We start from the raw sequence: 20798 nt of genomic DNA, 5'->3' as shown, positions 1-20798 counted from the left end.
AAACCCGTTGAACTTATCCCGATTTTGCTGAGGCTCTATTTGATCTTGCTATCTTCGATGTCAATTTGAGTAGGGGGCAATTTCGGTGCGTCTTCTGTCCTATTAGAAGACTTCGATCGCGCCTCTCCCGCTTCTCTCACCATATCGGTTGCTTGTTTTAGCAAGTCTTTGAGCATTTTTCGCACTTGCCGTTCCCGTTGTGCCAGAGCAACTCCCGCTTCTCCAATTTGTCGATCGAGGTCTGCCATCTTTTGATCCGCTTGGGTCTTTGCGGATTCGGCTTGTGGTCGGGCTTGGTCGTACCACTCTTTTGCTTCGTTCAGGTGAGCTTGAGCGCGATCGTGATAATCCTCGCTGCGTGCAGCCAGGTTTGCCCGCAGAATGGCTAACTGTGCCTGCACTTGAGCATAGCGTTTCTTTAACAAACCCGCCTCCTCGCTGTTGCGAATCGTCTCGATCGTCGTCTCGATCTGTTCCCGAACTTCAACAGACATATCTCGTGCGGCTTCCTTCAGCCCTTCCATGCCCGCTTCGACTTGTTGCTCTAGTTCGTCTTCTTGTTCACTGAGTTGAGTCTGTAGCCGCTTCACTTCTGCTTCAGTTTCAGCAATACGCTGTTGACGAGCGCGACTAATTCCTTCGACGACTCCTTCAACCGAAGCGGTGATGTCTTCTTTGATATGTGTCCCGCCTTCTTGCAAGCTTGTTGCTGCACTAGAAAACGCATCCTTGACGATCGACCGAATATCTCCGGTTCCTGCTTTCAATTCGGAAGTGATTTGGTCGATCGCGCTTCGCATAATTTCTCGAATGCGATCGGTGCGGAGTTGTCCCACTTCTTTTGCTTGCTTCAGGTCAGATGAGATTTTCTCTTTGACAGAATTAGCCATATGAATCCTCTAATTAAAACCTTATTATTTCTTCCTCTAGTCTGACGTAGGATTTCTTTAACATCCTCTTTCTTAAGGTTAATAAGAAAAGCTCCTGATAAAATACCAGGAGCTAAGCTTTGAATTAGATGACCTTAAGCTTCAACAAAACGCTAAGCAAATTGTGTTCAGATTGCAATTCAAGAAACTAGAATCGCAGACCTACACCACCAACAATGCTCAGTGAACCATTGCCGCTTCCTTGATAAGCATTGATGCCATATTTCGCATCGCTATAAACAACAACGCCTTTTGCAACTTCTGATTCAACACCTGCTGAAATAACGGCAGAATCTTTGTTGCCAATTTGAGAAGTTTGACCGTCTTTTTGCACAAAACCGTAGCCAGCACCTAGATAGACGTTCGTGTTTCTAGAAACAGGAAGATCATAGGTCAGCGAAGGAATAACCGCGCTGTTGTCGCCGTTGAACATAACGGAACCACGAACAGAAACAGGCGCATTTGGAATTGCAAATCGACCTTGAATGTTTCCACCAAATACTGCTTCGTCATTACTGACTCCGCCGCTGGTCACACTGCCGCCAACCCCAGCTCCAACATAGCTTCCGTCGAAGCGAACAGATTGGGCAGAAGCAGAACCTGCAAAGAACAAAGGAGACAAAGCAAGGGCAGAAAGAGCAGAAAGAGTTGCTACCGATTTGAGAGAGAGTTTCATAACTTTTCCTAGCGTGACGAAGAACTTTAGTTGAGGTTTATTGCCTTCAATTCTTACTTTCAATGTCGTAAGAAGTGCTTGATGTGTTCCCGGAGTTTCAGAGGTTTTTGAATTGGTTAGGAGTTCTATATCTTTAGAAATAGTTCCAGTTTGATCAGTCAAAAACTTGAGATTACTTCTGGAGGAACCAGCAATAAATCGCATTGATTTCTCATATCTCTGGTATATCTTGCAGGATTTCAAATCATCTTAAACAATGGTCTGTTCTATAAGTGTCACATCATAAATGTTGTCATTTATCTCTCTTTCAAAACAACAAAAAAGAGGCATTCTTTGCAATTTTGCCAAAGAAAACGCCTCTAAGAAAATGATTTTTAGGTGTGAAAATTAGCGTTAAAGTTCGGTTTTCCGTCTCGTTAAATCAAGAAGTACCTAACCCAAAAGGCTGAGAATAACTACACATTATTAACTAGAATTTTCGGAAGCAATATCTTTTAGGTTTCCGAAAGAGGTCAGTTGTAAAGAGCGCGGCTATAGTCATCCTAATTAGTTGTGAAATGGGGCGTGGGGTGTCGTTTCTTTTTCAACCCCCTACTCCTTTTAGCGTTCACAACTCAAACAGGGTCGCTACACAATTTATAGATGCAGCAGCAGAATCAAAAGTTCCGAGCCGATCGCTCTGCAAAATAAAGAAACTTTTCGCTGACATGAAACTACGGCGTGAATTCTACCAATCCACCTCTGCCCGTTCATGCAGGACGCGCCCATACACGGCTTCAGTTTGCTGTGCCAGCTTGCTCCAGTCAAACCGCCGGACTAAATCTTCATAGGCGTTCTGCACCAGCGATCGCGCAAACTCTGGACGCTTCAATATTTCCAAAATTCCCCAAGCGATCGACTCTGGGTTACTCACCCAAGTCACAATTCCAGTCCTGCCATGCCGCACAACTTCAGGAAATCCCCCTGCATCGGAAACAACAACGGGCACTCGCGCTGCAAAGCTTTCGAGCGCCACAATTCCGAAAGGTTCATACAAACTTGGGAAAACCGCACAATCTGCAATCGTCTGAAAGCGATCGAGGTCTTGATCCGGCATAAATCCAGCGAAGAAGCAATGTCTCCAAATTCCGAGTTCTTTCGCCTGCTGCTTGAGATGTTCTGTGTGTCCACCCCCAATAAAAACGAATTTCACGCGCTGATTCATCTCATGTAGGATCTTCGGAGCCGCCTGAATCAAGCCAGAAACCCCTTTCTCATGCGTCATCCTGCCGACGTAATAGACAATTTTCTCCTGATCGACCGCAAAACGCCGCCGAAACTCCCAATAGTCGAAATCCGGGTCAAGCTGTTTTTTCTCGCGCCGGATGCCATTGTAGACGACATCAATTTTGTCCCACGGTGCCGCGAGGGTTTGCTCAACTTCTCGCCGCATAAAGTTTGTGCAAACAATAATTCGCCACGCTTCGTGAGTTAACAACCGCTCCTTTCCGTGAACATAATGCTGCGTTGGGTTAAAAATTCCACCATGCCGTCCACGTTCTGTAGCATGAATGGTTGCCACAAGTGGCACTTTAAAGTGATGTTTTAACGCGATCGCCGCATCGCTCACCAGCCAGTCATGAGCATGAATGGCATCAAAGCCGCCTTCTTCTAGGATTAATTTACCGCCGTGCTGTCCCATGCTATCGTTCATGGCACAGACCCATTGGAAAAAATCTTCATGTTTTGCTACGGCGACTCGATGAACTTGGACTCCCTCCACAACCTCAAAATGAGGTGCCAGTCCAAACTCCACGGTAATCAATACAATTTGATGCCCCAGTTTCACCAACTCTGGGTAAAGTTCTCCAACATGGCGAGCAATGCCGCCCACGATGCGGGGTGGAAATTCCCAAGTCAGCACCAAAATCTTCATCGCTCTTAACGCCCTTTTACCAGCGGTATGTTTGTACTTGCTTTGAGTCCTTTCCTTCACCAGCGCCCAAGTGTTAGATATGGAACCTCTTACAGATGGAATCCTGATTCTATCAGTCTGTTTTTTCGAGATTGATAAAACTTTATGCTAAAAAATAGACTCAGTGTGAGGTCGTAGACTTGATCGATCCTGAATGAATTGTCGTATTAAAAAACACTAAAGATTCAGCCACAATCCTTTATTTTTGTACTGCTACAATAAGCTTTCATCAGAGTGTTCCTGGGTACGCAAACTAGGGCAAAATGATGCAGAGGAAATCGATAAACAATCCGCTGCGATGGAGTTGAAAGAGGCGATATGAGCATTGAAAAAATCGTTGATCAAGCCCTTCAGGATGGCTATTTGACCCCCGCGATGGAAGCCGAAGTTGGGCGTATCTGCGACACCGCCTCGGAACTGTCGATCGAAGAGTATATGGCGTTGGATCGATTGATGGGAGCGCTCCTGACTGGAGAAGTGGTTGCCGTTCCCCGTAAGCAGTTTATTAACGTCATGGAAGAATTGGTCTTAACGGAAGCGATCGCACGGGTTGCAGAAATTGAAGCGACTAGCGATCGCACCTTAGATTTAGGTGATATTGCCGCTTATGCGTTGAACCGTTTACCGCCGCTTTACGCTACGACTGAAGAAGGCGCGAACTATCAACGGCAACACGCTAAAGAAGATTTACAAGGAATGATTTCGCAGCGAGTTGGAGAAGCGATCGCGAAAAATCTTGATAAGCCTGATTTCTTCCCAGAACGTCAGATTCTCGGCAAAAGCTCGAAAGATGAGATTCTCACTCAAGTGGGCAGTCTTTTGCAGGCGTATGCTCCCAGTTTCGAGCCAGAGCCACATCGTTAGATATTTCTATTGTTAGATATTTTTCATGAGGTTAAAGGGGCAGAACGCCCCTTTTTTATCGAGATTGTAATCCGAGATAATGAACCATCGGGAAGCCTGCGGCTAGATCCTGCCAGAATTGATCGCGTAATTCCTCTGGATACACAGTAACTTGATCTAGCTCAATTCGCTTAAACCAGCGGAGTTCTGTAATCCAATCAGAATCAGGCGAAGTTGGGGGGAGGTGTTCGAGCGTGAGCGTACCGGAGAAGTGATCGACCACGCAGAAAAACTCACAACTGCGAACATCTGATTCACTGTCGTAAAACTCTAGCAGGTAAGCGATGCGTGACAAGCTGGCGGTCAGTCCAGTTTCTTCAAAGATTTCACGAGCGGCACAGGCAAAAATCGACTCGTCTTCCCGCTCAATGCCACCACCGGGAGGAATCCAGATTGTGCGTCCAGTTTCGGGGCATTTATGAGCAACTAATAGAATCTCATCTTCCTGCACCACTAAACCAGCCGCTCGAATTCGGTGTTTCATACAAATAGTTTCATACAAATAATTAAGGCTTAACGACGACCAGAGTTCCAATCTGTACCTGTTTGTATAGCGCAACAACATCAGCATTCCTCATTCTGAGACAGCCATGCGAAACGGCTTGCCCTAGCAAGGAATAATCTGTCGTTCCGTGAAAACCAATCAGCAGTTTACCCTGCGATGTGAATCCGATCCAGCGCTGACCGAGCGGATTATCTTTGTGTCCGGGCGCAATCTTTTCCCCTGTAATTGGATGCTGCCATGCGGGATTCTCGTACATTTGCTGCACTTTAAAGGTGCCTGTCGGAGTTTCCCAGCCCTCCTGTCCGATCGCAATCGAATAAGTTGCTTCTAATTTCTTCTGTTCATACAACCGGACTTTACGATCGCTTAAATCTACAACTAATTCTCTTTCAATCACGGGGGATGGCTCTGGAGCCGGAGTCACGCTCACTTGAAAATTTGGCAGCTCAATTTGAGGCATTGAGATCGCCGGAAGGCGCTGCAATTGCAGAAGCGCGATCGCGCAGCCCGTAAGAACGCAAATCGTCGTTAAGGCTCTAGCAAGAGACGAATTTTGAACCTTTGTCGCCATTACTTCTTCATTCAAACTGCCACAATTATCTTATTTTGCCCGGAACCCCGACTGTAAGCCTTGAATCTCTAGACGCAAGTAGACCTACATCACAGGTATACCACTGTCAAAATGTCAACGTAGTTATTACGGCGATAATTTCACTCAACCGGACGGTCGGTGAATTTGAGAAACTATAACCATGGTTAGATGAAGTAGCACTTGACAATGGTTCAATCTGCGATTCGGAATCTACAATGCTGGGAGTGTGGTGTTTCGGTTTAGAGGAGGACGGAGTGATGAAAGAAAAGTTTTTTTTGGCGATCGTAATTACTTTTTCACTGAGCTGCCTGCAAAACTGGTCAATTCCGACTGCAACACAAATAAAAGATTCCATGCAGGAGCAAACCTATCACCTCGCTCGCGTTTGGATTGACCAGCCTTAGGCGTATTTCTATTGCAGGAACTCTCCAGTAAGAACGGGCACGAGATATCCTAGATAAGACCATTCGATCGCGCCCTTAAACTCGAAGGAACTTTTTCAACCCGTGTGCTGTCATCTATAGCGGAACGTCAAACATACCGTTATCCGCCCATGAGTCAGTCCCTTCCTGTATCCTGGTCATCGATCGAGCCAAAGGTTCTTCAGAGTCCAGTGCAAGCAGAAAAACTCTCTAATTACGATCTAGTGTTGCAGTGTCAGACCGGACATCGCCCAGAGAAAGCCGTGTTTTCGGAACTCATGCGGCGGTATCAGTCTCATGTCGACAAAGTTTTGTATCATCTCGCTCCGGATTGGCAAGACCGCGCCGACCTCGCGCAAGAGGTCTGGATTCGCGTCTATCGCAACATTACCCGACTGAATGAACCGGTGAAGTTTCGGGGCTGGCTCAGCCGGATCGCCACGAATCTGTTTTACGATGAGCTTCGCAAACGCAAGCGCAATGCTTCTCCGCTGTCACTCGATGCGCCGCTATCGGTCGAGGACGGTGAAATGGATTGGGAAATCGCCTCAGCGACCCCGGGGCCGGATGAAGATTTGACGACGCGGGAATTTTACGATCAGCTAAATGAAGCGATCGCTGACCTACCCGAAGTATTTCGCACGACGATCGTCCTCCGCGAAATCGAAGGGATGGCATATGAAGAAATCGCTGAACTGACCGGAGTTTCACTTGGAACCGTAAAATCACGGATTGCAAGAGCGCGTCATCGCCTCCAGTCCCAACTCCAGCAGTATCTTGACGGACATTAAACCCGCCAAGCGACGCTACAGACTTCAGGTTGGCTTTGATATTATGCTTCTAGACGTAACCCAAAATGAGAATTGTGCTTTGAGGAGTGGTTGATTACACTGATTTCATATCTTGCAGGCATTCTCAACTCAATGTCTTACCTCATTGATAGTGACCCTCGATGAACTCCAATTTTGATTCGCTCAATAACACTATGCAACCTTCGCCCGATTCTCAGTTAAACGCCCGCGATCGCTTTGAGTTACTCAGCGCCTATTTAGATGGGGAAGTTACTGCTAGCGAGCGCAAACAGGTTGAAGAATGGTTATCTACCGATGCCTCTGTCCAACAGCTACATGCCCGATTACTGAAGCTTCGTCAAGCTTTCCGCTCGATGCCGGCTCCAGCGCCGTCTCAACCTGTTGAAACAACGGTAGATCAGGTGTTGGCAAAAGTCGATCGCCGCCCGAAGCTCCGCTGGGCGTGGGGGGGTGCGGCAATAGCGGCTGCCTTTATGGGTGCAGTTTCGCTGTTTAGTGTGCGTCAAGCTCAATTTGCCAAAGTGAATCCGCCTCAACAGCCGACGGTACAAGCACAACAGCAACCCGCTTCAGAAGTAACAGGCGGAATGATGGTGGCGCTCGATCGTCCAGTGGTATCGATCAAAGCTGCTGATACTTCAAAACAACGCAACTAGAAAGATTTGATGAATTTCTCTGCTCGTAGTGCGACCACTACGAGCTATTTTTTTGATTGCCAAATGCCATCAGGGGCTGGAATCCCATTTAGACGATCGACTTGATCTAGAGTCATGACATACGCCCAAGCTAGACCGATAAAATCGCCGTTGAGAGCAAAAACTTCGATCTCCTTGCGGTCATAATTATTGTCTAAACCAAACAGGGCGATCGTTTCAGGGTCGTGCTGTTCGTAATCGTCGAGAATTTCTAGAATGGCGCGATCGTTAAAACTTAGAAGATAGCCGTAAGTCGCAGCGTTTCCAGGAACGATCGCGGGATAGCCAAGCGGTAAATGATAAAGAGCTGCGCGAACGATCGCAGGGACTGCGGAAATTACGGAATCTCTACAGAGAAAATAGCTCGTTTCATCAGGTTTTAACGTGCCATAGACGAATACGTTGATAGACTGCATTGCAACACCAAAGCAATTTTGTTAATTCTATTTACTCCTATGACTGAATTACCGATTAAGCGCTTAACGCAGCCGTTGATGGACTCGATCGCCGAACAAGCCCGCTCTAGTCCGCGTCAGCGCAAGAATCACAACTTTCATGAACATCACGATCGAGTGCAGCGATTTCTAAATGTGCTGCAACCCGGAACTTATGTGCGTCCCCATCGCCATGTCCGTCCGGCAGATGCAGACGGATTTGAGTTCTTTTTGGTGCTACAAGGCGCGATCGGGATTTTGATTTTAAACGAATCGGGCAGTGTCATTCACACCGAAAAAATTAGCGCAACGGGCACGACGCGAGGGGTAGAACTTGGAGAGGGAATGTTCCATACACTGATTGCATTAGAGCCAGACACGGTGATGTTTGAATTGAAGGAAGGGCCTTATGTGCCAATGGACGATAAAGACTTTTTGCCGCAATTTCCGTTGGAGAATACGCCCGACGCAAAGCAATGGATACAAACTTGGCAGGGCTATTTTGCCTAATTGTTCTACCAAAACCTTGTATTGCTCTACCAAAACATTGTAAGCAAAACATTGTAAGTATCAAAAACACTGTCCTGCAATTCCAATGGTCTGAACTTCTGTATCTATGAACTTTGTACGATAGATGCTGAGCAACAGATGATTTTTGCGGTAGGTATGCAATGAAGTTCCTGAAGCAGTCACAGCATTTGGTAGAGATATAATCACCGAACAAAACATTCCAGCCACTGATTTCTGTTCACAAATCTTGTTCTTGAGCTTTTCGGCAGCGTAATGACTACACGCCTCTTGGTCGGGATTTGTGAGTCCTAATACTGTTAGCACTACTAATCCAGCAGCAATATAAATTCCCCCGGGGCGATTGGGAGGTGAAGATTGCGGTACAAACATCTGAGCCATGATAACAATCCTCCTGAAATAAAGTTTAGCGGCGTGAAGAGTTACGGCGAGACTTTGAACGGTTGCGAACAGTCGATCGCGGTATCCGGGGAGGCTGGAGTCTAATCGGGGTTGAATGATGCCAAGCAACTACAAGCCAAAGCACGATCGCGATTCCTAGACTGAAGCCCAATAGTAAAGCGGTCATGAGAGTTCCTGCACTGCGATCGTATTGTTGCGCCACCAATCCAATCGCTTCCATAGGTCACGATCGATGTCCTCGCTGAGATAAGCGGCAATCTCTGTTTCGAGCGGATCGAGCGGTGTAATTGCTTCTTGACGCACCGAGCGCAAGTGATGGAGGCGATCGTAGATTTTTGCAGGATAGGCTTGATAAAGACAGTTAAAGTGACTGATCAGATCGACTAAGCATTGATAGCCAATTCTGCTGCAAAGCAGCTTGCGACTATCTTCTAGAGAAATAGTGTGTTGCGCCGCCTTAATAACATAGCGATAACTTGGATGGAGTTGAATGCGTCCTAAAATCCAAGCGTAAATCACAGCAATTTCAGCTTGCTCGATCGTGAGATCTTGTCCGGGAAAAGGCAGATTCCGCGCTCCAACGATCGGATGAAACTTCTCAAAATATGTTGCCTCAGCAATTTGGTGATAGTTCTGAACTGCGATCGGATAGTGCGCCCAATGACTATAAGGCAATACGGCTCGATACTGAAGAAAGATAATCTTATTCGGGTCGCCTGTGTCGATGTCTTGATACCCTCGTTCTCGGCTACTGTACCAATTGAGTAACTGCGGTACATTTCTTTGATGAGCTTTATCGATTCCAAGTAAGCGAATCACAAATGTCCCATTCTCTTGGTCACAGCTTCCTTTGAGTTCAATAAACTCGAAGGATTGTCGATCGAGCTGTTTTAGCACTCTGCCTAACTCTGTCTCTTGTGGAAATCGGTGATAAAGCTCTGTCACAACGTGCAATCCAGAAAGCTGCGGCTGCAAGGTAGCTTCAGCTTGCAGTAGCAATTGAGTTTTGAACGCGATCGGATCAGCAAGGAAAGGCAGCAATTGAGACTGATTGAGCAGTGGATTGATCAATCGTTCGATCGCGCAAGCTTCTCCCGCTTCTGGCAAAATGCGCTGATATCCTCGGCTTAAGTCTGATTCTGTCTCATGAAGACAGAGACCATTGGGGCATTCAAACTCAGGACGATAATGAATGAGGTGCTGTTGCTCAAAGGTGAGTGGTGTTCGCAAGTCTGCAATCGATCGCTCTGCTTGTTCGATTTGATTGAGCAACTGACTGACAATCTGTTGCAGTTGCGCTAAGGTTTCAACGCTAGCAAGATGAGCCGCTCTAGAGATCACAGCCGAATAGTATCGATTGAAAGCATTGCTTCGCGCTGAGTTCCAGGGTTGTAGCTGTGATGCAATCTCTTGTTCGATTTGGGCGCTACGGAATCGATAGAATGGTGCTTGTCGTTTCCGTTCAATCTCCTCTAAACACTCTGGTACTTGTGTTGCAAACGACATCCCAATAAAGAGCAATCTAAGATCGCGGATAGATGTCTGCCTCAATCCTCTGTCGAACATTTGATTCGCTCTGTGTTTGAAAACGAAATTCTAACCGATGAGTTTCCTATCTATATCAAGCACTACACGGTCGAGAAAATCCGACCCCTGCCGCTCTATTTCAAAACCAAAGATAAGCTGAGTGGTCTCCTCAACCCGGAGCTATTAGCCAGCCCAGAAAATGAGGATGAAGTGAATGGTCTAGAAAGGCAATTCGCCTACAAAGTTGTTGTCCATTTCTATGTAAAACTGCCAAACAACTACAAGCCCCCCTTTCCGAATCCGAATTCTAGTGCTGATAATCAAATTTCTGAGCAAAGATTTGATTTCTTTGAAGAAGTGAGAGGCGTAGGCAGCTTAATCTCACTAATCACCTCAGCAATTAACTCGGTTTTATTATCGGGAATACCCGTTTTGCAGGAGAAGAAATATTTTCCGATCGCTCAAGAGCGGCTACGGATTAACGAAGTGATCGGACAGAATGGCTACAATCCCGTTTGGTCACAAAATCACGTCAGACTCTGCAAAGAACCAGATATTAAAGCTGCCCTTGACAACCAGAAACCCTATGAACAAGTGGTGCCGGATCTAGAGCTTTCTCACGGTGAGTTTTGTGGATTTGATTTGATTGAAGTCACAGCTAACGCAGCACTCTATGCTCGATTAAGAGCCATTAAAGAAGCTGGAATTGATGCAGAGCGATACATTACTGAGTTATGCAATCGCGTTCTAGAATCATAAGCCCTCAAACAAGCAAAATCTTACCTGGAACTCTACCCCTTTTCGCTGAGAGCAATGGAAGCTCACCTCGATCGCACTGTTTTTTACGCAAATCGATACCGCAGTCGCAATTGCCAGTTTGAATTCAAAGAGCAAGAGCCAAAGAAGCCTTGGAGCCTGATTGCGTATGATGCTCATCTTGCGATCGCCCGTGCCTATTTGATGGAAGGACTATACCGCGTTGGCAAATGCTATCTCGATGTCCTCAAGCCTCATATAGACAATGGGTTTCTATCAGATCGCAGCTTGCAAAATATCAATTATGCCGCTATCGGTACTACAATCTGGCTGATCTAGACGATCGAGACTATTTTCCGGATTCGGGTCGCTTTGAGGCAGTTCGCCGTGCTTACAATGCACTGGATAAAGCAGAAAGGCATGTTCATGACCGACTGAGAAAATATCATGTCCTCGATGAATTCTCACAAAGTAACTTTCATCCCTTCTGTTATCTGCTATCAAAAATTAATGCTCATCGCGCCAAGCTATACATTTTTGCGTCTGTCTCCGTACCTAGTGACGGTCGCCAGTGGGATAACCTCACTCTACCGATTCGACTGCTGGAGAAGGCGCGGATATATGCGGCTCAGGATGGTGCAACATCAGAATACAGCTATTGGTCTGCCTACCAGAGCTGGTGCTATCTTATGCTGGCATATCTACGCGATAGTAACCACCCTAGTTCCTCTTCTAAGCTTGCCTCGATCACCTTTCAAGAATGCACAGATTGGGCGCGTCGATTGATTGATCATGCGCTGATTTGTTACTCTTCGCTCGGTCAGCAATGCTATCAGACAATCAAAGACAACGGTGGGAGAGTGACAAAACATAAACGAAAGACCAAGACTGGGCTGAAATACTATGAAGAGTATGGCAACGTTCAGATACAGATGTTGCCTTTTATCGAAGAAAGTAAAGCTCAAGATGAAGAAAACGAGCCAAACAAGGATTCACGCATTCTTCGGCTTGATTTATCGTTGCTTAAAATAGAGCGCGAAGTCTGGCTGGGCAATAGAGATATGATTCATCTACTAGGCACTCATTCGGCACTGTTGTTGTTTCCAATGGGAATGCTGGAACTCTGCGAGGAGCGAGATCAACCCGCACAGCTTAAGAAGAAGGTACGAAACGCGGAAAAGCTATTTACTTATGCTTGGGCAACCGCCGGTGATGGGGTTTTGCCTGAGCTTGAGGGCGATCGCTTGTATCTCGATCGTAAGCTAGAGCTTGATGATCCAATCCTGGATCGAGAAGCGCTAATTCAAGGTTTATATCCACACCGATTAACGCAGTTTGCTGACTTGGGTAAGGTGTTTGCTGCGGTTTGCAAAGTTCTACTGCTACCGGAGAACCCTGAAGAGGCTGAGACCCAATGGAAGCAGATTTGGTATCTTCTAGATGCGTTGCATGGTGGAGAACATAGTGGCTCTGAGACGATTCTGGAGCAGCGGCGCTACAATGGGCACCTTTCGACGCATTTCAAAAATATCCGCAATTATTTTCATCTGTTAAAGAACACTCCGCTTGAGGGCAGTATGATTGAAAGGCGCGATCGCATCATCAAGCAAGTATTTCAATACACCCTGGGGCGCAACGAATAAGCTATCGGCAATGAATAAGCTATTGATAGTGCAATGGATCAACTGATTGGAAAAGTTCTACACGATCGTTATCAGATTCAATCACTGCTGAGTCGTCAGACTGGGCGCAGAACATTTTTAGCGACTGATTTACAAACCGCGGCATCGGTGGTGATCAAGCTATTATTGTTTGCGCCCGATTTTACTTGGGATGATTTGAAGCTATTTGAGCGGGAGGCAGCCGTTTTACAAGCGATCGATCATCCCGCCATTCCTCGATATCTCGATGGCTTTGAGACTGAGACGGGGTTTGCTATTGTTCAGACTTACATCGAAGCTCGATCGCTGCAAGATTGGGTACAGTCCGGGCGCACGTTTAGCGAAGCGGAACTAAAAGCGATCTCTAAAGAACTATTAAACATTCTGGACTATCTACACAGCCGCCAGCCTTCAGTTGTACACCGCGATTTGAAGCCGAGTAACATTCTATTGAGCGATCGTACCGGAAATAGTCCCGGACAGGTTTATCTGATTGATTTTGGTTCTGTGCAAACGGCGCTTCAGGCTGGAACACGTACAATTGTTGGGACTTACGGCTATATGCCACCGGAGCAGTTCGGCGGGCAGACTGTTCCGGCTTCGGATCTTTATGCTTTGGGTGCAACGCTGATCTATCTTGCAACCGGACAGCATCCGGATCAATTACCGCAGCGTGAATTAAGGATTTTGTTTGACGATCGCGTGACTCTCAGTCCTGCATTCGTGGACTGGCTGAAATGGTTAACGGAACCCAGCTTAGATTTAAGAGCGCGATCGGCACAGCAAGCCTTACAAGCATTAGAAACCTCGCAACAAAACAGTCGCTTAGCGATCGCGAAACCAACCGGAAGCAAAGTTCAAGTCAGGCAGTCTCGGCAGCAGCTAGAAATTTTAATTCCAGCGCGGGGATTTCATGCCGGACTGATTCCGCTGATCGGATTTGCAATTGTATGGAATTCGTTTCTAGTGGTGTGGTACAGCGGCGCAGTTGCGATTTGGGCTTCTGGAGGATGGGTGATGGCATTATTTGCGCTCGGTCATCTCAGCGCGGGTATGTGGATGATTTGGCGCATCTTGTTTGATTGGTTTGGCAAAGTTAGATTGCAAATTACCGACTCGAAGATTTTTCGCAGGATGGAGCTACTGGGAATACATACCTCTCCGACGATCGGCGATCGACAAGACATCAAACAAATTGAGCTGACCAGTGTTTCGCACAAGTCCGATAGTGAAGGTGGAACAATTAGGATTCCGCCCCAAATTAACATTTGGGCAGGTACAAAGAAGTTCTCCTTGGGAGGTGGAGACAATATTACCGAATATTTGACTCCTCCAGAATTAGACTGGCTTGTACAAGTGTTAAGCAAGTGGTTAAATCTACCGATTAAGAAGAACTGACCTTGCCGTTTTCTCAACCGTTTTCTAATTGAGTTGCCAATTGTCTTGAGTTGCCGTCGCACGGTTTCCAGGGTATCCATCTCTTCCGATCGATCGTGACTGAACCAGGACGGGTAGAAGTCGGGTAATTCATCGATGTTGCTTGAGAAATTTCCTTGATCTAGTGGCTGAAACTATCCTGCCACCTGTGGGGATTTAGGGGGTACAAGCTGCCGACAACGAAGCGAAAATTCCCAACCCGCTCCAAACAACAAAGCAGAAACCCCGATCGGGGTTTCTGCTGCAAGAACGTTTCAAGACAGAGAGTGAGAAGCGAATCATCTCCCTGTCGGAGAATTAATAAAGCGCGTCTTCCTGATGGGTCAGGATCGTGCAGTTCGAGCGCGGGTAAGCCACGCAAGTCAGCACATATCCAGCTTCAATCTGGTCATCATCCAAGAACGATTGATCGGATTGATCGATTTCACCTTCAGTGATTTTGCCTGCACAAGTCGAGCAAGCACCCGCACGACAGGAGTACGGCAAATCCAGACCTGCTTCTTCAGCCGCATCTAGAATGTACTCATCATCGGGAACCTCGATCGTCGTGTCCAGCCCTTCGGCTTCGTTGATTAACCTGACCTGGTAAGTAGGCATTCGGTGATCCTCTCTAGTAATAGAAGCGGCAAAACTGCCGGAAAATTTGAGACTTAAGTTTTCTCAATCAATGCTGAGATGCCTAAGTTCTTTTCAATTCTGATACTACGGGAAAACTTAAACGTTAAATCCGCGATTTAGGGGGATCGATGAACGCGATTCCTAATAAATCAGCATGATTTAATCTACTTATACTTATAGGACGATCTATCGGGCGCAATCGAGAGTTACAATCCGTTACCCTAATCATTTGCGTTAGCGATTTTCCCCAAATCTATCGGTAGCATCGACTAAGGCACTAAGAATTCCTGTCTCCATCATCGAGTGCCCTGCATCGGGAACGACGATAAATTCTGCCTTGGGTAGCGCCTGGTGTAAATCCCAAGCTGAAGCCATCGGACAAACGACATCGTAGCGTCCTTGCACAACTACGGTGGGAATGTGAGCGATACGATCGCAGTTTTGCAGCAGTTGCTCATCGGTTTCAAAAAAGCCGCGATTGATAAAGTAGTGACACTCAATTCGCGCAAACGCTTCTGCAAAGTCATCTTGAGCAAACTTACTCTGCAAGTTTGGATCAACAATTAATCGGCTGGTGCTGCCTTCCCAAACCGACCAGGCTTTTGCGGCGATCGCTCGAACTTCTGCATCATCGCTGGTCAAGCGTCGGTAATACGCTGAAACCATGTCGTCGCGTTCTTCGGTTGGAATGGGCGCGAGATACTGTTCCCAAGCGTCGGGAAAAATCCAGCTTGCGCCTTCTTGATAGAACCAGAGGATCTCTTTACGTCGGAGTAAGAAGATGCCGCGCAGGATTAAGCCAAGACAGCGATCAGGATGCGTTTGACTATAGGCGAGCGATAACGTGCTGCCCCAACTGCCCCCGAAGACGACCCAGCGATCGATTTGGAGGTGCGCTCGGAGTTTCTCAATGTCACCGACGAGATCCCAGGTTGTGTTTTCCCTCAGTTCAGCGTGGGGTGTGCTTTTTCCGGCTCCGCGCTGATCAAACAGGATAATCCGCCATTTCTCCGGGTCGAAATACTGTCGATAGATTGAAATGGTGCCACCGCCAGGCCCACCGTGCAGAAAGACAACAGGTTTTCCGTTGGGGTTGCCGCTCTGCTCGTAGTAGATCGTATGCAGGTCGGAGACGGGCAGCATCCCCGACTGGTAAGGCTCGATCGCAGGATAAAGATGACGCATTCTAGTTCTTGGGATAACTAACTGTAGATCATGATAGTTTCCCGCAGTTTCAACTCTATGCGTAATAAGATTCCAGTTGGGTTTTTAGTGTTGTTTAGTATCGTTTTTATTGGATTTGGCGATCAGTTTTTGCCGTCTGAAGTTGGGCGATATAGCTTTCAGGCGAGAAGCACGATCGATCAACTCTTGGTGAATGCTTTTCCCAGTTGGCAACCCAAAACAAACCCCCACCGTCGCACTGAAGAAGCGGTGAGGGATGTGAATAAAGCTAAAGACTAATTAGACTTTCTTCAGCCAGCTAAACATCGATCGCAGGTCTTTGCCGACTTCTTCGATCGGGTGTTCTGCCTCACGTCGGCGCATTGCTGTAAATCCAGCTTTACCCGACTGATTTTCCAGCACAAATTCCCGCGCAAACTGTCCGGTTTGGATTTCGTTGAGAATCTTCTTCATCTCAGCGCGAGTGGAATCGTTGACAATCCGAGGGCCACGAGTGAGATCGCCGTATTCTGCCGTGTTAGAAATGCTGTCGCGCATTCCTGCCAACCCTTCTTCGACGATCAGATCGACGATGAGTTTGACTTCGTGCAGGCATTCAAAGTAAGCAAGCTCTGGCTGATATCCAGCATCAACCAGGGTTTCAAATCCCGCTTTGATCAATGCGCTCAAGCCACCGCAGAGAACCACTTGTTCGCCGAACAAATCGGTTTCGGTCTCTTCGCGGAAGGTGGTTTCCAAAATGCCAGCGCGAGTGCCGCCGATCCCTTTTGCATATGCCATTGCACGATCGCGAGCCTGTCCGGTTGCGTCTTGATACACCGCAAACAGAGCCGGAACACCTTGACCTTGCTGGTAGGTGCGACGCACGAGATGTCCTGGGCCTTTGGGCGCAACCATCACCACATCGACATCAGCCGGGGGCACAACCTGACCAAAATGAATGTTAAAGCCGTGTGCGAACAGCAGCACATTTCCGGCGCTCAAGTTTGGCGCAATTTCGTTTTTGTAAACGCTCTTCTGCACTTCATCGGGGAGCAGAATCATGATCAGATCCGCAGCTTTTGCGGCATCTGCAACGGAGTGAACCGTCAAGCCCGCTTCTTTCGCTTTAGTCGCAGACTTACTCCCTGGATACAGCCCGACGATGACGTTCATGCCGCTGTCTTTCAGGTTGAGGGCGTGTGCGTGTCCTTGAGAACCGTAACCGATAATTGCGATCGTTTTGCCCGCAAGTAAATCTAAGTTGGCATCAGCGTCATAATACATCCGAGCCATATGAAAAGTCTCCTTCCAGCAAGTCGATTAATGAGGGGTCAGAACCGTTAATCTTATCAGAAAATGTGAATTACCAATCGTCGTAATTTGCTTCGCCTTCTGCGGCGCGTGGAATCACGGTGGGCGGGGCTGAGTACGGGACTAATTCGAGTTGACGAGCGGGCGATCGCGGTTTTGTCTTTTGCGTCGGGTTGCGTCGGCGGGAGACTCCTTCTTCGTTGGTGTCTTCTGCCACAACTTCATACAGGATTGCGAGTTTGGTGGGATCTTTGCTTTTTCGCAGAATGCGTCCCATGCGCTGAATGTATTCTCGTGCTGATCCGGTGCCTGAAAGCACGATCGCGATACTGGCATCGGGGACATCCACACCTTCATTGAGGACGCGGGAGGCAACGAGCGATCGATATTCTCCTTGCTTAAATTTAGTCAGAATCTCATGACGTTCCTTCACAGGCGTTTGATGCGTGATTGCGGGAATTAGCAAATCCTGAGAGATGCGGTAAACGGTGGCGTTATCGTCGGTAAAAATTAAGGTGCGCTCCGGGTAGTGACGGGCAAGCAGATCGGCGAGGACTCGTAATTTTCCTTCGGTTCCGAATGCGATCGATTTTGCTTCTCGGTGAGCTAACATGGCTCTGCGTCCGGCGGTCGATCGTGCACTTGCCTGCACAAATCGCTGCCAGCCTTGAGCATTACTAAGGTAAATATTTGATTCTTTTAGAAAGGTGTTACGAATTTGAATGAGTTGATCGTAGCGTTCGCGTTCGTGTTTAGACAGTGATACTTTAATCTGAATCGCTTCATGTTTTGCGAGTGCTGATCCGGATAATTCTTCTGCTGTTTTCCTATAAACCTCTTCACCGATTAATAGTTTTAGATCTTCGTGTTTCCCATCGGATCGCTCAGGCGTTGCCGTTAGTCCTAATCGGTAGGGTGCGATCGCGTACTCTGCAATGACTCGATTAAAGCTACTCGGCAAGTGATGGCATTCATCAAAAACCAGCAGCGCATATTGATTGCCTAATGTTTCGGCGTTGATTGCAGCACTATCGTAAGTTGCGATCAAAATGGGAGTACGATCGCGTGATCCACCCCCCAGCAAGCCAATCTCAACATCAGGAAATGCCGCGCATAAGTTGGCGTACCACTGGTGCATCAAGTCCAGCGTTGGAACCATGATCAAGGTACTGCGCTGCGTGGATTGAATCGCGAGTTGTGCGAGGTAGGTTTTACCTGCGGCAGTGGGTAAGACGACAACTCCCAATCGTCCTGCATTTTTCCAGGCTGCGAGTGCTTCTTTTTGATGTGGATAAGGCTCCATTTCGACCGAGGACACAAGCTCGATCGCGTCGAATCCTTTGGCGCGATCGTCGATTTCGGTTCCTTCCGATCGCAGCGCTAGGACTAATTCCCGATATTGATTTGCCGGAATGCGAAATTTCTCGATGCGATCGTCCCACACCGCAAACTCGACCCAAGCTTTCCCTCTGGGTGGCGGGTGCAGAATCAGCGTTCCGCGATCGTATGACAGACAAGGCATTCTCGGCATGATTAGTACATCTGTCGTTTAACCCTATTGCTCATCCTACCGAGTTCAGGTGAAAAAACCAAATGTTTAGCCGCCAATCTGTGACATGGTGCGGTGATATTTTCCAGTGGTTCCAGATTGACGCTGCTTGTAGTTAATCTCTGGCTTTAGTCCGAGTAGTTCGCTCACTTGTTGACGGAGTTCTCTAGTTGAAACGCCCGATCGCAGTTGGGTTCTGAGATCAATTTGTCCGATCTCATTCAGCAAGCAAGGACGGAGCCAACCATCGGCGGAGAGGCGCATTCGATTGCAGCGATCGCAAAAACATTCTGACATTTGACTAATAAATCCTAATGTTCCTTTTGCTCCTGGAATCTTAAATACATCTGCGGGGCCGTTTCCTCTGACGTTTGCTTCAGTGAGTCCCCAGCGTTTCCGAATTTGTTGACGAATGGTTTCTGAGTCAATCCAACCTTGATCGTTAAATAATTCACCGTTTCCGATCGGCATGAATTCAATAAATCGAACGTGCCATTCACGATCGACGCTCAATGCCGCCAAGTCAAGCACCTCATGATCATTGATGCCCGGAATCACCACGACGTTTAATTTAAGCGGATTAAATCCAATCCGGTAAGCGGTTTGAATTCCGCCCCAAACTTGTTGCCAGCGAGATCGACCCCGATTTCCAATGATGCGATCGAACGTTTCTGGCTCTAGCGAATCGAGACTGATATTAATTCGTCTCAAACCAGCGTCATAGAGATCTTGCGCCATCGATTCGAGCAAAAACGCATTCGTCGTCATCGATAGATCTTGCGTTTCGGGAAATTGCGCGATCGTTCTCACAATGTCCACCACTCCCGGACGAATCAACGGTTCTCCACCCGTTAATCGAAACCGAGTAAACCCAACCGGAATAAAAACTTCTCTCAGCAGCGTGGTTAATTCTTCTTGAGTGAGTAAGTCTTGCTGCAATACATATTCAAGATCGCTGCCTTCAGGCATACAGTACAGACATCGAAAGTTACAGCGATCGACTAAGCTAATTCGCAAATAATCCACTTGATTCATATTTCCATTCTGCCGGATTCGCTCCAGAGCATCAAAACTTTTGACATAGAGTTTCTAGAATTCAGAGAGTTTCTAGAATTTAGGGAGTTTCTAGAATTTAGGGAGTTTCTGGAATTCAGGGAGTTTCTAGAATTTAGGCATTGGTTATCGGAGTCATTATGCTCGATCTTTATTATTGGACAACGCCAAACGGACACAAAATCACGATGTTTCTCGAAGAAGTGGGATTATCCCACAATCTTGTGCCAATCAACATTGGTAAAGGGGATCAGTTTCAGCTAGACTTTCTGAAAATTGCGCCGAATAACCGAATTCCTGCGATCGTCGATCGTGATCCCACAGGTGGCGGTGATCCGATCTCTGTGTTTGAATCTGGTGCAATTTTGTTATATCTTGCTGAAAAAACAGGACAACTCATTCCCTCAGATTTGCGGGGTCGGACTGAAGTGCTGCAATGGCTATTCTGGCAAATGGGCGGCTTAGGCCCAATGGCGGGACAAAATCATCACTTTAGCCAATATGCACCAGAGAAAATTTCTTATGCGATCGATCGGTACGTGAATGAAACGGGGCGATTGTATGCCGTGTTGAATAAGCGACTGAGCGATCGAGAATTTGTGGCGGGTGAGTATTCGATCGCAGACATCGCTTGTTATCCGTGGATTGTTTCCTATGAGCGGCAGGGACAGAAACTCGAAGATTTTCCGAATTTAAAGCGTTGGTTTGAGGCGATTCAAGTCCGTCCAGCAACCATTCGAGCCTACGAGAAAGCGGAAGCATTCAAAGCAGAACAAATTAGTCCGGATCAGGCGCGAGAATTATTGTTCAATCAATCGGCGGGAACCGTGAAACATTAAACCGAATCATTCCTCAAAAATTGCTCCT

The 20798-nt window shown here is 47.2% G+C and carries 25 protein-coding genes; 11 read left to right on the top strand and 14 right to left on the bottom strand.

What is annotated here, in order from left to right; genetic code table 11:
- Window positions 1–35: 35 nt before the first annotated feature.
- The 3 genes from NC981_RS15685 to NC981_RS15675 form a co-directional block, all read right to left on the bottom strand.
- Window positions 36–890: a histidine kinase gene (locus NC981_RS15685; protein WP_348243801.1), complete on the bottom strand. Its 855-nt coding sequence runs from the start codon at window positions 888–890 to the stop codon at window positions 36–38.
- A gap of 187 nt (window positions 891–1077) precedes the next feature.
- Entirely contained in the window at window positions 1078–1809 is a 732-nt protein-coding gene (locus NC981_RS15680; RefSeq protein WP_348243800.1) for an outer membrane beta-barrel protein, read from the bottom strand.
- Window positions 1810–2332: 523 nt separating this feature from the next.
- Window positions 2333–3520 carry a glycosyltransferase family 4 protein gene (locus tag NC981_RS15675; RefSeq protein ID WP_348243799.1) on the bottom strand — a complete coding sequence of 396 codons (1188 nt, stop codon included), beginning with the start codon at window positions 3518–3520 and terminating at the stop codon, window positions 2333–2335.
- A 357-nt stretch (window positions 3521–3877) separates the two neighbouring features.
- Here NC981_RS15675 and NC981_RS15670 point away from each other — a divergent pair, with 357 nt between their 5' ends.
- Window positions 3878–4423, top strand: a complete 546-nt coding sequence (locus NC981_RS15670) for a late competence development ComFB family protein (protein ID WP_190377867.1) — start codon at window positions 3878–3880, stop codon at window positions 4421–4423.
- Window positions 4424–4478: 55 nt separating this feature from the next.
- On the opposite strand, the gene NC981_RS15665 is transcribed toward NC981_RS15670, so the two are convergent.
- Together NC981_RS15665 and NC981_RS15660 are read right to left on the bottom strand one after the other, a co-directional pair.
- Window positions 4479–4946, bottom strand: a complete 468-nt coding sequence (locus NC981_RS15665; RefSeq protein WP_348243798.1) for an NUDIX hydrolase — start codon at window positions 4944–4946, stop codon at window positions 4479–4481.
- Window positions 4947–4968: 22 nt separating this feature from the next.
- Window positions 4969–5538: a L,D-transpeptidase gene (locus NC981_RS15660; RefSeq protein WP_348243797.1), complete on the bottom strand. Its 570-nt coding sequence runs from the start codon at window positions 5536–5538 to the stop codon at window positions 4969–4971.
- Window positions 5539–5816: 278 nt separating this feature from the next.
- Here NC981_RS15660 and NC981_RS15655 point away from each other — a divergent pair, with 278 nt between their 5' ends.
- The 3 genes from NC981_RS15655 (at window position 5817) to NC981_RS15645 (ending at window position 7449) form a co-directional block, all read left to right on the top strand.
- Entirely contained in the window at window positions 5817–5963 is a 147-nt protein-coding gene (locus NC981_RS15655; protein ID WP_190377864.1) for a hypothetical protein, read from the top strand.
- A gap of 149 nt (window positions 5964–6112) precedes the next feature.
- A complete protein-coding gene (locus NC981_RS15650) occupies window positions 6113–6772 on the top strand; it encodes a sigma-70 family RNA polymerase sigma factor (RefSeq protein WP_190377863.1) in 660 nt (219 codons plus the stop codon).
- Window positions 6773–6966: 194 nt separating this feature from the next.
- The gene (locus tag NC981_RS15645; protein WP_348243796.1) at window positions 6967–7449 is read left to right on the top strand and encodes a zf-HC2 domain-containing protein; all 483 of its coding nucleotides are present in this window, start codon (window positions 6967–6969) and stop codon (window positions 7447–7449) included.
- A 44-nt stretch (window positions 7450–7493) separates the two neighbouring features.
- Here NC981_RS15645 and NC981_RS15640 read toward each other — a convergent pair whose 3' ends face one another.
- Window positions 7494–7904 carry a gamma-glutamylcyclotransferase family protein gene (locus tag NC981_RS15640; protein ID WP_348243795.1) on the bottom strand — a complete coding sequence of 137 codons (411 nt, stop codon included), beginning with the start codon at window positions 7902–7904 and terminating at the stop codon, window positions 7494–7496.
- 39 nt (window positions 7905–7943) lie between these two features.
- Here NC981_RS15640 and NC981_RS15635 point away from each other — a divergent pair, with 39 nt between their 5' ends.
- Window positions 7944–8432: a WbuC family cupin fold metalloprotein gene (locus NC981_RS15635; protein WP_348243794.1), complete on the top strand. Its 489-nt coding sequence runs from the start codon at window positions 7944–7946 to the stop codon at window positions 8430–8432.
- Window positions 8433–8492: 60 nt separating this feature from the next.
- On the opposite strand, the gene NC981_RS15630 is transcribed toward NC981_RS15635, so the two are convergent.
- From NC981_RS15630 to NC981_RS15620, 3 genes are read right to left on the bottom strand one after another with little or no spacing between them, the layout of a single operon-like run.
- Complete coding sequence (locus NC981_RS15630) at window positions 8493–8831, bottom strand: DUF4359 domain-containing protein (RefSeq protein WP_348243793.1); 339 nt, start codon at window positions 8829–8831, stop codon at window positions 8493–8495.
- A gap of 25 nt (window positions 8832–8856) precedes the next feature.
- The gene (locus NC981_RS15625; RefSeq protein WP_348243792.1) at window positions 8857–9018 is read right to left on the bottom strand and encodes a hypothetical protein; all 162 of its coding nucleotides are present in this window, start codon (window positions 9016–9018) and stop codon (window positions 8857–8859) included.
- Entirely contained in the window at window positions 9015–10358 is a 1344-nt protein-coding gene (locus NC981_RS15620) for a hypothetical protein (RefSeq protein WP_348243791.1), read from the bottom strand. Before NC981_RS15620 ends, NC981_RS15625 begins: the two co-directional genes overlap by 4 nt.
- A gap of 72 nt (window positions 10359–10430) precedes the next feature.
- Here NC981_RS15620 and NC981_RS15615 point away from each other — a divergent pair, with 72 nt between their 5' ends.
- The 4 genes from NC981_RS15615 (at window position 10431) to NC981_RS15600 (ending at window position 14194) form a co-directional block, all read left to right on the top strand.
- Window positions 10431–11138, top strand: coding sequence for a hypothetical protein (locus NC981_RS15615; RefSeq protein ID WP_348243790.1), 708 nt, complete (start codon window positions 10431–10433; stop codon window positions 11136–11138).
- Between the two features lie 54 nt (window positions 11139–11192).
- On the top strand, window positions 11193–11474 hold the full coding sequence (locus NC981_RS15610; RefSeq protein ID WP_348243789.1) for a hypothetical protein: 282 nt from the start codon (window positions 11193–11195) through the stop codon (window positions 11472–11474).
- Window positions 11475–11824: 350 nt separating this feature from the next.
- Window positions 11825–12778 (top strand): hypothetical protein, encoded by a 954-nt coding sequence (locus NC981_RS15605; protein ID WP_348243788.1) that lies wholly within the window; start codon window positions 11825–11827, stop codon window positions 12776–12778.
- Window positions 12779–12811: 33 nt separating this feature from the next.
- Window positions 12812–14194 carry a serine/threonine-protein kinase gene (locus NC981_RS15600; protein WP_348243787.1) on the top strand — a complete coding sequence of 461 codons (1383 nt, stop codon included), beginning with the start codon at window positions 12812–12814 and terminating at the stop codon, window positions 14192–14194.
- 336 nt (window positions 14195–14530) lie between these two features.
- Here the strand turns inward: NC981_RS15600 and NC981_RS15595 are convergent, their stop codons facing one another.
- Both NC981_RS15595 and pip read right to left on the bottom strand, forming a co-directional pair.
- Complete coding sequence (locus NC981_RS15595) at window positions 14531–14830, bottom strand: ferredoxin (protein ID WP_190377853.1); 300 nt, start codon at window positions 14828–14830, stop codon at window positions 14531–14533.
- Window positions 14831–15085: 255 nt separating this feature from the next.
- The gene (gene pip, locus NC981_RS15590; RefSeq protein WP_348243786.1) at window positions 15086–16036 is read right to left on the bottom strand and encodes a prolyl aminopeptidase; all 951 of its coding nucleotides are present in this window, start codon (window positions 16034–16036) and stop codon (window positions 15086–15088) included.
- A 57-nt stretch (window positions 16037–16093) separates the two neighbouring features.
- On the opposite strand from pip, the gene NC981_RS15585 reads away from it, so the two are divergent.
- Window positions 16094–16315: a hypothetical protein gene (locus NC981_RS15585; RefSeq protein ID WP_348243785.1), complete on the top strand. Its 222-nt coding sequence runs from the start codon at window positions 16094–16096 to the stop codon at window positions 16313–16315.
- On the opposite strand, the gene ilvC is transcribed toward NC981_RS15585, so the two are convergent.
- The 3 genes from ilvC to moaA form a co-directional block, all read right to left on the bottom strand.
- Window positions 16316–17311: a ketol-acid reductoisomerase gene (gene ilvC / locus NC981_RS15580; RefSeq protein WP_190377850.1), complete on the bottom strand. Its 996-nt coding sequence runs from the start codon at window positions 17309–17311 to the stop codon at window positions 16316–16318.
- Between the two features lie 70 nt (window positions 17312–17381).
- Window positions 17382–18860 (bottom strand): DEAD/DEAH box helicase family protein, encoded by a 1479-nt coding sequence (locus NC981_RS15575; protein ID WP_348243784.1) that lies wholly within the window; start codon window positions 18858–18860, stop codon window positions 17382–17384.
- A gap of 66 nt (window positions 18861–18926) precedes the next feature.
- Window positions 18927–19913 (bottom strand): GTP 3',8-cyclase MoaA, encoded by a 987-nt coding sequence (moaA, locus tag NC981_RS15570; protein ID WP_348243783.1) that lies wholly within the window; start codon window positions 19911–19913, stop codon window positions 18927–18929.
- A 158-nt stretch (window positions 19914–20071) separates the two neighbouring features.
- Between moaA and NC981_RS15565 the strand changes: the two genes are divergently transcribed.
- Window positions 20072–20770, top strand: a complete 699-nt coding sequence (locus tag NC981_RS15565; RefSeq protein WP_348243782.1) for a glutathione binding-like protein — start codon at window positions 20072–20074, stop codon at window positions 20768–20770.
- Window positions 20771–20798 lie beyond the last annotated feature (28 nt).

The organism is Leptolyngbya sp. DQ-M1, from assembly GCF_039962505.1.
Taxonomy (GTDB): Bacteria; Cyanobacteriota; Cyanobacteriia; order Leptolyngbyales; family Leptolyngbyaceae; genus Leptolyngbya.
This window is presented reverse-complemented; position numbering and strand designations above follow the sequence as displayed.

Coding starts and splice junctions, on each gene's coding strand:
- NC981_RS15685 (WP_348243801.1), bottom strand. CDS start 890: ATGGCTAATTCTGTCAAAGAGAAAATCTCATCTGACCTGAAGCAAGCA.
- NC981_RS15680 (WP_348243800.1), bottom strand. CDS start 1,809: ATGCGATTTATTGCTGGTTCCTCCAGAAGTAATCTCAAGTTTTTGACT.
- NC981_RS15675 (WP_348243799.1), bottom strand. CDS start 3,520: ATGAAGATTTTGGTGCTGACTTGGGAATTTCCACCCCGCATCGTGGGC.
- NC981_RS15670 (WP_190377867.1), top strand. CDS start 3,878: ATGAGCATTGAAAAAATCGTTGATCAAGCCCTTCAGGATGGCTATTTG.
- NC981_RS15665 (WP_348243798.1), bottom strand. CDS start 4,946: ATGAAACACCGAATTCGAGCGGCTGGTTTAGTGGTGCAGGAAGATGAG.
- NC981_RS15660 (WP_348243797.1), bottom strand. CDS start 5,538: ATGGCGACAAAGGTTCAAAATTCGTCTCTTGCTAGAGCCTTAACGACG.
- NC981_RS15655 (WP_190377864.1), top strand. CDS start 5,817: ATGAAAGAAAAGTTTTTTTTGGCGATCGTAATTACTTTTTCACTGAGC.
- NC981_RS15650 (WP_190377863.1), top strand. CDS start 6,113: ATGAGTCAGTCCCTTCCTGTATCCTGGTCATCGATCGAGCCAAAGGTT.
- NC981_RS15645 (WP_348243796.1), top strand. CDS start 6,967: ATGCAACCTTCGCCCGATTCTCAGTTAAACGCCCGCGATCGCTTTGAG.
- NC981_RS15640 (WP_348243795.1), bottom strand. CDS start 7,904: ATGCAGTCTATCAACGTATTCGTCTATGGCACGTTAAAACCTGATGAA.
- NC981_RS15635 (WP_348243794.1), top strand. CDS start 7,944: ATGACTGAATTACCGATTAAGCGCTTAACGCAGCCGTTGATGGACTCG.
- NC981_RS15630 (WP_348243793.1), bottom strand. CDS start 8,831: ATGGCTCAGATGTTTGTACCGCAATCTTCACCTCCCAATCGCCCCGGG.
- NC981_RS15625 (WP_348243792.1), bottom strand. CDS start 9,018: ATGACCGCTTTACTATTGGGCTTCAGTCTAGGAATCGCGATCGTGCTT.
- NC981_RS15620 (WP_348243791.1), bottom strand. CDS start 10,358: ATGTCGTTTGCAACACAAGTACCAGAGTGTTTAGAGGAGATTGAACGG.
- NC981_RS15610 (WP_348243789.1), top strand. CDS start 11,193: ATGGAAGCTCACCTCGATCGCACTGTTTTTTACGCAAATCGATACCGC.
- NC981_RS15605 (WP_348243788.1), top strand. CDS start 11,825: ATGCTGGCATATCTACGCGATAGTAACCACCCTAGTTCCTCTTCTAAG.
- NC981_RS15600 (WP_348243787.1), top strand. CDS start 12,812: ATGGATCAACTGATTGGAAAAGTTCTACACGATCGTTATCAGATTCAA.
- NC981_RS15595 (WP_190377853.1), bottom strand. CDS start 14,830: ATGCCTACTTACCAGGTCAGGTTAATCAACGAAGCCGAAGGGCTGGAC.
- pip (WP_348243786.1), bottom strand. CDS start 16,036: ATGCGTCATCTTTATCCTGCGATCGAGCCTTACCAGTCGGGGATGCTG.
- NC981_RS15585 (WP_348243785.1), top strand. CDS start 16,094: ATGCGTAATAAGATTCCAGTTGGGTTTTTAGTGTTGTTTAGTATCGTT.
- ilvC (WP_190377850.1), bottom strand. CDS start 17,311: ATGGCTCGGATGTATTATGACGCTGATGCCAACTTAGATTTACTTGCG.
- NC981_RS15575 (WP_348243784.1), bottom strand. CDS start 18,860: ATGCCGAGAATGCCTTGTCTGTCATACGATCGCGGAACGCTGATTCTG.
- moaA (WP_348243783.1), bottom strand. CDS start 19,913: ATGAATCAAGTGGATTATTTGCGAATTAGCTTAGTCGATCGCTGTAAC.
- NC981_RS15565 (WP_348243782.1), top strand. CDS start 20,072: ATGCTCGATCTTTATTATTGGACAACGCCAAACGGACACAAAATCACG.